Raw genomic sequence first — 10,851 nt, forward strand, 5'->3', positions numbered from 1 at the left:
GTCACCCTGCTGCTGGGCGGGCCGGGTCCGGGGTCGCTGGTCGTGGTCGCCGGGCGCGGCGACACGATCGAGGTCTCCGAGCGGCTGCTGGTCGGGCCGCGGGGCACGGTCGGCCGCAGGTACGCGCCGGTGGAGGCGGTCGAGGGCGTGGCCGTCGTCCCGGCCACCACCACCGAGGACGGCCCGGCGCTGAGCGTCCGGGTCACCCGGGAGGGCCGGCTGCTGCACCGGTCGGCCGTCGACTGGCCCGGCGACCGGCCCGGCCGCACCACCCCCCTCCCGGTGCTGGAGCCGATCCGCCCGGTGACCCAGGAGCCCGACGCGCGGGTGGTCGCGGCCGCGCTGGTCGGGCTGGCCGTGCCGCTGGGGGTCGAGCCGGCCGGGCTGCAGCCGGAGCTGCTGTGGTCGGGCACCCTGCCGCTGAGCCGGGGGCCGGGCACCGTCGCCGTCGTCGTCGGCCGCAGCCCCGGCGGTGCGCTGGTGGTCACCACCTGGGCCGGGGGCGGCGGCGGGGCCCTCGCCTGCGGCACCGTGACGCCGGCCGGCAGCACCCCGGTGTCGTCCCTGACCGTGGCCCGGACGTGCACGGTCGACCTGCCGGGGCTCGGTCAGTCCGGCGACGGCAGCTGGCTGGTCGTCACCGCACCACCGGACGCGACCGCCGTGGAGGTGCTGGGCGCCACCGACCGGGTGATCGCCCGGCTGCCGCTGACCGGGGGCGGCAACGTCGTCCCCCTCCCCGACGGCGCCCAGACCGTGCGCACCCTGGACGCCGCTGGGCAGCTCCTCAGGCAGGCACCGGTGGCCCCGATGACCGGCGAGCCGTTCGGCGACTTCGGCTCCGGTGCCCAGGGCTGAACGGCTCACGCCGGCGCCGGCGGCACTGTGCGCTCGACCTTGCCGCTCCGTAACGCGGCGCGACGCCGACGGAAACACCGCGTCCATAACTTCGCTCGGCAAGGGGCCGCCGTCCCGCAGCACCGCCGCCGTCGAAGGAGCACCCTGCGCATGAGCACCCCCGCCCCGAGCACCGCCGGACCCCGCCAGCTCGTCGTCGTGGGCGGCGGGATGGTCGCCCACCGGCTGGTCGAGGCGCTCGTCGACCGGGGTGGGGTCGCCGACGGCGGCTGGCAGGTGACCGTGCTGGCCGAGGAGCCGCGTGCGCCCTACGACCGGGTGGCCCTCACCTCCTACTTCTCCGGCCGGGACCCGCAGGACCTGGCGCTCGGCGACCCGGCCCTCTGGGACACCCCCGGCGTGCAGCTGCGTCGCGGTGAGCAGGTGACCGAGGTCGACCGGCGGGCCCGGCTGGTGCGGACGGCGGGTGGCCGGGAGCACCGCTACGACGCGCTTGTGCTGGCCACCGGCTCGGCGCCGTTCGTCCCCCCGGTCGAGGGCAAGGACCTCCCCGGCTGCTTCGTCTACCGCACGATCGACGACGTCGCCGCGCTCCGCCAGTACGTGACCGAGGTCGATACCCGACGGCAGGAGGACGGCAGCCCTCGCCCCGTCACCGGCGCCGTCGTCGGCGGTGGGCTGCTCGGGCTGGAGGCCGCCGGCGCGCTGACTGCCCTGGGCGTGCAGACCCACGTCGTCGAGTTCGCCCCCCGGCTGATGCCGCTGCAGGTCGACGAGGGCGGCGGCGAGGCGCTGCAGCGGCTGGTCGGCGCGCTCGGCGTGCAGGTGCACGCCGGCACCGCGACGGCCAAGCTCACCGCGGGCCGGGACGGCCGGGTCGCCCGGATGCACGCCGCCGAGGGGTCCGCGGCGGGGCTGACCCACCTGGACGTCGACGTCGTGGTGTTCGCCGCCGGCGTGCGGCCCCGCGACGAGCTGGCCCGGGCGTGCGAGCTCCCGGTCGGCCCGCGCGGCGGGGTGGCGGTCGACCCGACCTGCCGCACCGAGGACCCGGCCGTCTGGGCGATCGGCGAGGTCGCCGCGGTCGAGGGCCGTACCTACGGGCTGGTCGCGCCCGGGTACACGATGGCCGAGATCGTCGCCGACCAGCTGCTCGGCGGGGCGGCGGAGTTCCCGGGTGCGGACCTGTCCACCAAGCTGAAGCTGCTGGGGGTCGACGTCGCCAGCTTCGGCGACGCGTTCGGCACCTCCCCTGGCGCGCTGTCGGTCGTCTACGGCGACCCGGTGGCCGGGGTCTACAAGAAGCTGGTGCTCTCCGACGACGCGCGCACCCTGCTCGGCGGCATCCTGGTCGGCGACGCCGGCGCGTACGCCGGGCTGCGGCCGCTGGTCGGCCGCGAGCTGGGCGGCGACCCGGCCGCGTGGCTGCTGCCGGAGGGCGCCGAGGGCGGGCCGGCGTCGGCCGAGCTGCCCGACGACGCTGCCGTCTGCTCGTGCAACAACGTCAGCGCCGGGGCGATCCGGGACGCCGTCCGCTGCGACGGCTGCACCGACCTGGGCGCGGTCAAGGCCTGCACCAAGGCCGGCACGAGTTGCGGCTCCTGCCTGCCGCTGGTGAAGAAGCTGGTGACCACCGAGCTGGCGGCCGCCGGGGTCACCGTCAGCTCGGCGCTGTGCGAGCACTTCGACGTCAGCCGGGCGCAGCTGTTCGACGTCGTCCGGGTCACCGGGATCACCAGCTTCAGCGAGCTGGTCGACCGGCACGGCCGCGGCCGGGGCTGCGACATCTGCAAGCCGGTCGTCGCCTCCATCCTGGCCAGCCTGGACTCCGGGCACGTGCTCGACGGCGAGCGGGCCACGCTGCAGGACACCAACGACCACGTGATGGCCAACATCCAGAAGGACGGCACCTACTCGGTGGTGCCGCGGATCCCCGGCGGCGAGGTGACGCCGGAGGGGCTGATCGCGATCGGTGAGGTGGCCCGCGACTTCGGGCTCTACACCAAGATCACCGGCGGTCAGCGGATCGACCTCTTCGGCGCCCGGATGGAGCTGTTGCCGGCGATCTGGGAGCGGCTGGTCGCGGCCGGCTTCGAGTCCGGGCACGCGTACGGCAAGTCGCTGCGCACGGTGAAGTCCTGCGTGGGCTCGACCTGGTGCCGGTACGGCGTGCAGGACTCGGTCGCCCTGGCGATCGCCCTGGAGCTCCGCTATCGCGGGCTGCGCTCCCCACACAAGATCAAGCTCGGGGTCTCCGGCTGCGCGCGGGAGTGCGCCGAGGCGCGCGGCAAGGACGTCGGGGTCATCGCCACCGACAACGGCTGGAACCTCTACGTCGGCGGCAACGGCGGCTTCACCCCGCGGCACGCGAAGCTGCTGGCCGAGGACCTGGGCACCGAGACGCTGGTGCGCACCATCGACCGCTTCCTCGTCTACTACGTGCGCACCGCCGACCGGCTGCAGCGCACCGCGCCGTGGCTGGAGGAGATCGAGGGCGGGCTGGACCACGTGCGCGCCGTCGTCCTCGACGACAGCCTGGGCATCGCCGCCGACCTGGACGCGGCGATGGCCGACCACGTCGAGGGCTACACCGACGAGTGGCGCGCCACCCTGGAGGACCCGGAGAAGCTGCGCCGGTTCGCCTCCTTCGTCAACGCCCCCGACTCCCCCGACCCGTCGCTGTCCTACGTCGTGGAACGGGGGCAGCCCCGGCCGAGCACCGCGGCGGAACGGACGGCCGACGAGGCAGCCCGGCCCGGCGCCGTCCTGGTGGCCGGTCCCCGACTGGAGGTGTTCTCCCGATGACCGCGACCCTGCCCCCCGAGACCCAGCACCCCGAGCCCACGGCCCCGACCGGCTGGACGGCCGTCTGCCGGTACGCCGACCTGCAGCCCGAGCGCGGGGTGGCCGCGCTGGTCGGCGACCAGCAGGTCGCGGTGTTCCGGCTCTTCGACGGCGCACTGCACGCCGTGGGCCACCGCGACCCGGTGAGCGGGGCGCACGTGATCGCCCGGGGCATCGTGGGCACCCGCGGCGAGGCACCGACCGTCGCCTCCCCCATGTACAAGCAGGTGTTCGACCTGCGCACCGGGGTCTGCCTGGACGCACCGGACGACCCGGCGCTGCGGCTGCCGGTCCACCCGGTGCGGCTGCGCGACGACTGGGTGGAGATCGGCGCGGCCGAGGTGCAGGCGGGCGGCTGAGCCGCGGTCCGCCCGGGACCGATGAGTCCGGCGTTGCACGACGGTCTCGTCTCCGGCAGGACCAGGCGATCGGGACGGAGAACAGCATGCGCAGAGTCGTGGCCCAGATGGCGGTGTCGCTCGACGGGTACTTCGAGGGCCCGGACGGCGACATCAGCTGGCACCTCGTCGACGAGGAGCTGCACGACCACTTCAACCGGCAGCTGGCCACGATGAGCGCCTTCCTCTTCGGCCGGGTGACCTACGAGCTGATGGAGCAGTACTGGCCGGCGGCGGACCAGGACCCCGACAGCTCGCCCACCGAGGCGGAGTTCGCTGGCATCTGGCGAGGGATGCCCAAGGTGGTCTACTCGAGCAGCCTCGCCGCCCCGGGTCCGAACGCCACCCTGGTGCGCGAGGTCGTGCCCGACGAGGTGCGGGCACTGCAGGCGCAGCCCGGGGGCGACATGGTGCTGGGCGGGGCGCGCCTGGGCGCGGCCTTCCGGCGGCACGACCTCATCGACGAGTACCGGCTCTACGTGAACCCGGTCCTGCTGGGGGCCGGGCGCCTGCTCTTCGGTCCTGGCGAGAAGCCCACGGACCTGCGCCTGGTCGAGACCCGCACCTTCGGCAACGGCGTCGTCCTGCTGCGGCACGAACGGCCCCGCTGACCGCGGGCAGCGCGGGGTCGATCGCGCCGTAGGCTCCCCCGGTGCCGGAGCCGGTCCCCTCACCCCGGACGCCGCGGGGCGGGGTGCCCGCCGCCCGGCAGGCGCTGGCGCTGCTCCAGGCGCTGGCCCGCTCCCCCGGTGCCGTCCCCGCCGCCGCCCTCGCCCGCGACCTCGGGCTGCCGCGGTCGACGACGTACCACCTGCTCGCCGAACTGGTCGACGCCGGCTTCGTCGTCCACCTGCCCGAGGAACGCCGGTACGGGTTGGGGGTGAGCGCCTTCGAGATCGGCAGCGCCTACTCCCGCCAGGAGCCGCTGGCCCGGCTGGCCCGCCCGGTGCTGGCCCGGCTGGTCGACGCGGTCGGCCACTCCGCGCACCTGGCGGTGCTGCACGGCCGGGAGGTGCTCTACGTCGTCGAGCAGCGGGCGCCGGGCCGGCCGCCGCTGGTGACCGACGTCGGCGTCCGGCTGCCGGCCCAGCTGACCGCCAGTGGCCGGGCGCTGCTGTCCGGTCTGCCGCCGGCCCAGGTGCGAGCACTGTTCCCCGATGCGACCGCGTTCGTCGACCGGCACGACCTGGGTCCCCGCCGGCTCTCGGAGCTGCGCCGGCTGCTGGGCGAGGTGCGCCGGGCCGGGGACGCCGACGAGGACGGCGAGGTCACGCCAGGGTTCGCCTCGGTCGCCGCGGCGGTGCACGACCACGCCGGCCGGCCGGCGGCGGCGGTCGCGGTCACCTTCCCCACCGAGGACGTCGACGCCCCCGGGCGGACCGAGCTCGCGCAGCGGGTGGCCCGAGCGGCCGCCGAGCTGACCCGCCGGATCAACGGTCGCCGCCCCGACTGAAACGTCTGGGATACCGGACAGCACCCGGCTCGCGAACCTGGATCCGCTGCCGCGGGCCAGGTCAGATGGAGCCATGAGCACAGCGGTGGACACCCAGCAGGTCGTCGTCGGCAGCGAACCGGTCACCCCGGAGGACGTCGTCCGGGTGGCCCGGGACGGCTACGGCGTGCGGCTGTCCGAGGAGGCGCTGGCCGGGATCGCCGCCACCCGCGAGGTCGTCGAGCGGCTGGCCGACGACGACCGCCCGCACTACGGCGTCTCCACCGGGTTCGGCGCGCTGGCCACCCGGCACATCCCGGTCGCCCAGCGGGCCCAGCTGCAGCGCAGCCTGATCCGCTCGCACGCCGCCGGCTCCGGCCCGGAGGTGGAGCGCGAGGTGGTGCGCGCACTGATGTTGCTGCGGCTGTCGACGCTGGCGACCGGGCGCACCGGCGTCCGGCCCGAGACCGCCCGTGGTTACGCGGCGATGCTGGACGCCGGGATCACCCCGACGGTGCACGAGTACGGCTCCCTGGGCTGCTCCGGTGACCTGGCGCCGCTGTCGTCGATCGCGCTGGCGCTGATGGGCGAGGGCACAGTCCGGGGCGCCGCCGGGGAGCTGCGCCCTGCCGCCGAGGCGCTCGCTGACGCCGGGCTCACCCCGGTGCAGCTGGCGGAGAAGGAGGGCCTGGCGCTGGTCAACGGCACCGACGGGATGCTCGGCATGCTGCTGCTCGCGCTGGCCGACCTGCGCCGGCTGCTGAGCACCGCCGACGTCGCCGCGGCGATGAGCGTGGAGGCGCTGCTGGGCAGCGACGCGGTGTTCGCCGCCGACCTGCAGGGGCTTCGCCCGCACCCCGGGCAGGCGGACTCGGCGGCCAACCTGCGGGCGCTGCTGGCCGGCAGCGGGGTGATGGCGAGCCACCGCGGCCCGGAGTGCACCCGGGTGCAGGACGCCTACTCGCTGCGCTGCGCCCCGCAGGTGCACGGCGCCGCCCGGGACACCGCGGCACACGCCGCCACCGTGGCCGAGTGGGAGCTGGCCGCGGCGATCGACAACCCGGTGGTGACGGTCGACGGGCGGGTGGAGTCCAACGGCAACTTCCACGGCGCCCCGGTCGGCTACGTGCTGGACTTCCTGGCGATCGCGGTCGCCGACGTGGCCAGCATGAGCGAGCGCCGCACCGACCGGTTCCTGGACGCATCCCGCAGCCACGGGCTCCCGCCGTTCCTCGCCCATGACGCGGGTGTCGACTCCGGCCACATGATCGCCCAGTACACCGCCGCGGGGATCGTCAGCGAGCTCAAGCGGCTCGCGGTGCCGGCCAGCGTCGACTCGATCCCCTCCTCGGCGATGCAGGAGGACCACGTGTCCATGGGCTGGGCTGCCGCCCGCAAGCTGCGCCGGGCGCTGGACGGGCTGACCCGGGTGCTGGCCATCGAGGTGCTCACGGCGGCCCGGGCGCTGGACCTGCGCGCCCCGCTGCAGCCGGCGGCGGCCACCGGCGCGGCCCGGGACGCCGTCCGGGCCGCCGGGGTGCCGGGCCCCGGCCCCGACCGGCACCTGGCCCCGGAGATCGAGGCCGCCGTCCAGCTCGTCGCCAACGGCGACGTGCTCACCGCCACCGGGCTGTCCCTTCGCTGAGCCGGAGCCCATCGGTGAGGTGACGTGAGCAGGCTTCGATGACTTGGCGCCGCTCCGGCGAGTGCGCCCTGAAGGCGGCTTCAGGGACACCTACTGAGATGCGCCTTGGGATCTTGGTGCCCTACTGTCGGGAAGATGTCCAGTTCCTGGCTGCGTCCTCTCGGGACGTTCGACCTGGTGTTCTGGACAGTCGTCTGGTGCGTCTCCATGGTCGCTCTAGTCCGGGCGCTCGGCGATCACGATGGATGGAAGCTGTTCATCTCCGGCCTTCTGCTTCTGACGTCATCGGTTTGGCTTGTTCGGATCTTCTACGCCCGGCGAGAGCGCACACGACAGGCCGACCAACCGTTGCCCTAGAGGTGCCGTCAGGCGATGTCCCTGAGCGGGCCGCTCAGAGCGGCGCGCGCGGGCTTGGTGGAACGGAGTGGGCCCGATCAGTCTCCGGACGGACCCTCACCATCGGGTGGCGCCGGCCACGAGTCGACGAACCGCTGAAGTGCCGCAGCGAACGGCCCTGCGACGGTCAGCGGTAGGTACAGCGTCAGCTCGCGGTCCTGGGGGACACCCAGGTGCCCATGGGTCAGCTCCAAGCGGAGGACGTACTCGCGTTCGCCCTCAACCACCTCTGCCAGGGCGCCGCCGCCGATCCGGTAGCCGCGTAGAACGTTCGGCATGGTGAAGTCGGCGTCGCCCTCCAGAAGCAGGACCGCGTCGTCGCTGGTGTCCCTGGCCCAGAGAGCGCCGTCGCGAATCGCCTGCCGATGGCGGGCGCACACCCGGTAGTCGCGGGGCTCCGGACGGCTCACGTGCCAGACCTCGGCGGCGTCATTCTGACAGCGCAGGACGGCGCAGGTGCTCACGCTCATGTCCTGCATCCTGCCCGGAGACGCTGGAACAAGATGGGCCGCTTCGTCGCACTGCAGAACTACGGGAGAACGGTGTCCCTGCTCCTCGAGGGTCCGGGAGACAGCAGGTACGTGGAACAGAGGGCGGCCTCCGACGCACACACGATCCGGCGGTCGCTCCGTTGCGAGGGTGTCCCATTGTGGGCCGCTATGGGACAGGGACGCTGACCGCCCAGAGGCGGCCTCCAGGACTGCAAGCAAGACATCGGCCGAAGGCGGCCGGGTGTTCGACCGCCTCCTCGTAAGTCCGGCAGCCCACCGCTGCCGTCCGGAACCGAGACGGCAAGCTACCGTGCTCGCATGTCACCGGAGGTCCGCGGCCGGCGCTTTCGGGTGCTCTTGCTGCTGTTTAGCGCGCTAGGCGCCGTCCTCGGAACGGTTGCCGGCCAGCTGCTCGGACTCGCGGTCGGCCTCGGCTTCGTCGCCACGCTGCTGGGCGCGGCCGGCGTGTTCTTGGCCTTGCGCTCAAGTCGTGACCGGGCAAGCCGCCGAGACTGATCCCGCCGGTCGGGAGTTGAGGCACTCGCCTTACGGTCGGCTCCCTTGACGTGGAGGAGCGGTGTCCCAGAGTGGGCCGCTCAAGGACGCTCGTCGCCGGAGGCGAGACGTTCCCGCGGGAACGTGGTCAAGCCGCTCACCTTGACCGCGTTTCCGCGGGAACGTCCGGCGGCTCCACGGGGCGTGTCCCTGAATGGGCCGCTCAGGGACACCAGCACCGACTCGCTCGGAGGGCGGTTTCGGGAAGCCCACCGAACCACTCGGGGAGCAGCCGGCCCGAGCAGTCCCGCTAGTCGGCGAGCAGTTGGTCGCGGACCTCGCGGCGCAGGACCTTGCCGATCTGCGAGCGGGGCAGGTCGTCGACCGCCACGATCCGCCGCGGCACCTTGTAGGCGGCCAGCGACCCACGGATGGACTCCCGAACGGCGTCCAGGTCGAGTTCCCGCTCCAGCACGACCGCGGCGACGACGTCCTCGCCGTTCTTGCCGGGCAGGCCGACGACGGCGGCGTCGGTGATGCCGTCGACCGCCTTCAGCACGTCCTCGACCTCGGAGGGGTAGACGTTGAAGCCGCCGGTGATGATCAGTTCCTTGATCCGGTCGACGATCCGGACGAACCCGTCGTCGTCGACCTCGACCACGTCGCCGGTGCGCAGCCAGCCGCCGGGCAGCAGGACGGCAGCGGTCTCCTCCGGCCGGTTCCAGTAGCCGGAGAACACCTGGGGCCCCTGCACCAGCAGCTCGCCGCGCTCCCCCGGCGCCCGGTCGACGGTCGGGTCCTCCGGGTCGACCACCCGCATCCGGGTCGACGGGAACGGCAGCCCGACGGTGCCGGTCCGGCGGGTCGGCCCCACCGGGTTGCCGATCACGATGGGCGAGGCCTCGGTCATCCCGTAGCCCTCCACGACCAGCCCGCCGGTCACCCGCTCCCACAGCTGCGCGGTCTCCAGCGGCAGCGGCATCGCCCCGGAGATCGCCACCCGGGCGCCCGACAGGTCCACGCCGCGCTCCTCGGCCGCAGCGGCCAGCCGCTGGTACATCGGCGGCACCCCGGGGAAGAACGTCGGCGGCCGTTTCTTGGCCGCGGCCAGCACCTGGTCGACGTCGAAGCGCGGGAACAGCACCAGCACCGCACCCAGCCGCACCGCTGCAGCCAGGCACAGCAGCACGCCGTAGGCGTGGAACAGCGGGAGGACGCCGTAGAAGACCTCCTCGCCCGCCCGCAGCTGGGGCACCCAGGCGAGGGACTGGGTGACGTTGGCGATCAGGTTCCGGTGGGTGAGGACGGCGGCCTTGGGGCTGCCGGTGGTGCCGCCGGTGTACTGCAGCAGCGCCACGTCCTCGTGGGCCGGGCCCGGGTGGGCCTCCTCCAGCGGAGTGGCCCCGGCCACCACGGCGTCCCAGGACGTCGTCCCGGGGGCGGGCTTGGTCATCGCCGCCCGGGTGGCCCGGGCCTTGGGCACCGGCAGCCGCAGCGCCAGCCGCTTCACCAGCGGCAGCGCCCGGCTGAGGTCGACCGCGAGCACCTCGCGCAGCTCCGGTGCGTCCAGGCCCTGGACGACGGGGGCGACCACGTTCCAGACGATCGCGACGGCGGCCCCGTGGTCGCGGAACTGAGAGCCGAGCTCCTCGGGGGTGTACAGCGGGTTGTGCTCGACCACGATCGCACCCAGCCGCAGGACGGCGTTGAACGCGACCACGTGCTGCGGGCAGTTGGGCAGCACCAGGGCCACCCGGTCACCGGGCCGCACCCCCAGGTCGCGCAGCACCGTCGCGGCCCGGGCGACGGCGTCCCGCAGCTCGGCGTAGCTCGTCGTCGCGCCGACGAACTCCAGCGCCGGCCGGTCCGGGAACCGCTGCGCCGCCGCGGTCAGCAGGTCGGGGACGGTCTCCCGGGGGACATCCACCTCCGCAGGGACCCCGTCGGCGTAGCTCCGGGTCCAGGCCGGCGCCTCCGGCGTCCTGCGGTCTCGCTCGGTGACCATCTGTTCCCTCGTTCGCGACGGCGCACCCAGGGTCGGCGGCGGGCCGTCCGTCCCGCTGACCGCCGCGGGTGCCCGGCGGTCAGCGGGAGGGTGTCAGAGCGGCTGGACGGAGTCGGCCTGCATGCCGCGGTCGCCGGCGCTGGCGGTGTACTCGACCCGCTGCCCCTCGTCCAAGCTGCGGTAGCCACCGTCGTCGGCGATGGCGGAGAAGTGCACGAACACGTCGTCTCCGCCCTCGTCGGGCTCGATGAACCCGAAGCCCTTCTCGGCGTTGAAGAACCGCACGG

9 protein-coding genes and 1 pseudogene are annotated in these 10,851 nt (G+C 74.2%); 7 read left to right on the forward strand and 3 right to left on the reverse strand.

Going from position 1 to position 10,851, the window contains the following annotated elements; genetic code table 11:
* The 6 genes and pseudogenes from IN07_RS25700 to hutH all read left to right on the forward strand — a co-directional run.
* A pseudogene (locus IN07_RS25700) lies at positions 1 to 858 on the forward strand (hypothetical protein); the annotation flags it as partial.
* Between the two features lie 150 nt (positions 859 to 1,008).
* Entirely contained in the window at positions 1,009 to 3,663 is a 2,655-nt protein-coding gene (gene nirB, locus IN07_RS09125) for a nitrite reductase large subunit NirB (protein ID WP_036335357.1), read from the forward strand.
* A complete protein-coding gene (gene nirD / locus IN07_RS09130) occupies positions 3,660 to 4,061 on the forward strand; it encodes a nitrite reductase small subunit NirD (protein ID WP_036335358.1) in 402 nt (133 codons plus the stop codon). Before nirB ends, nirD begins: the two co-directional genes overlap by 4 nt.
* An 86-nt stretch (positions 4,062 to 4,147) precedes the next feature.
* Positions 4,148 to 4,711 carry a dihydrofolate reductase family protein gene (locus IN07_RS09135; RefSeq protein WP_036335359.1) on the forward strand — a complete coding sequence of 188 codons (564 nt, stop codon included), beginning with the start codon at positions 4,148 to 4,150 and terminating at the stop codon, positions 4,709 to 4,711.
* A gap of 41 nt (positions 4,712 to 4,752) precedes the next feature.
* On the forward strand, positions 4,753 to 5,553 hold the full coding sequence (locus IN07_RS09140) for an IclR family transcriptional regulator (RefSeq protein ID WP_081975292.1): 801 nt from the start codon (positions 4,753 to 4,755) through the stop codon (positions 5,551 to 5,553).
* 73 nt (positions 5,554 to 5,626) lie between these two features.
* Positions 5,627 to 7,177: a histidine ammonia-lyase gene (hutH, locus tag IN07_RS09145; protein ID WP_036335361.1), complete on the forward strand. Its 1,551-nt coding sequence runs from the start codon at positions 5,627 to 5,629 to the stop codon at positions 7,175 to 7,177.
* A gap of 434 nt (positions 7,178 to 7,611) precedes the next feature.
* On the opposite strand, the gene IN07_RS09150 is transcribed toward hutH, so the two are convergent.
* Positions 7,612 to 8,043, reverse strand: coding sequence for a hypothetical protein (locus IN07_RS09150; protein ID WP_156119097.1), 432 nt, complete (start codon positions 8,041 to 8,043; stop codon positions 7,612 to 7,614).
* A gap of 339 nt (positions 8,044 to 8,382) precedes the next feature.
* Between IN07_RS09150 and IN07_RS25145 the strand changes: the two genes are divergently transcribed.
* Complete coding sequence (locus tag IN07_RS25145; protein ID WP_156119098.1) at positions 8,383 to 8,580, forward strand: hypothetical protein; 198 nt, start codon at positions 8,383 to 8,385, stop codon at positions 8,578 to 8,580.
* Positions 8,581 to 8,869: 289 nt separating this feature from the next.
* On the opposite strand, the gene IN07_RS09155 is transcribed toward IN07_RS25145, so the two are convergent.
* Both IN07_RS09155 and IN07_RS09160 read right to left on the reverse strand, forming a co-directional pair.
* Entirely contained in the window at positions 8,870 to 10,564 is a 1,695-nt protein-coding gene (locus IN07_RS09155; protein WP_036335363.1) for a long-chain-fatty-acid--CoA ligase, read from the reverse strand.
* A 93-nt stretch (positions 10,565 to 10,657) separates the two neighbouring features.
* Entirely contained in the window at positions 10,658 to 10,849 is a 192-nt protein-coding gene (locus tag IN07_RS09160) for a cold-shock protein (protein WP_036335364.1), read from the reverse strand.
* Positions 10,850 to 10,851: the final 2 nt, after the last annotated feature.

The organism is Modestobacter caceresii (assembly GCF_000761485.1).
GTDB lineage: Bacteria > Actinomycetota > Actinomycetes > Mycobacteriales > Geodermatophilaceae > Modestobacter > Modestobacter caceresii.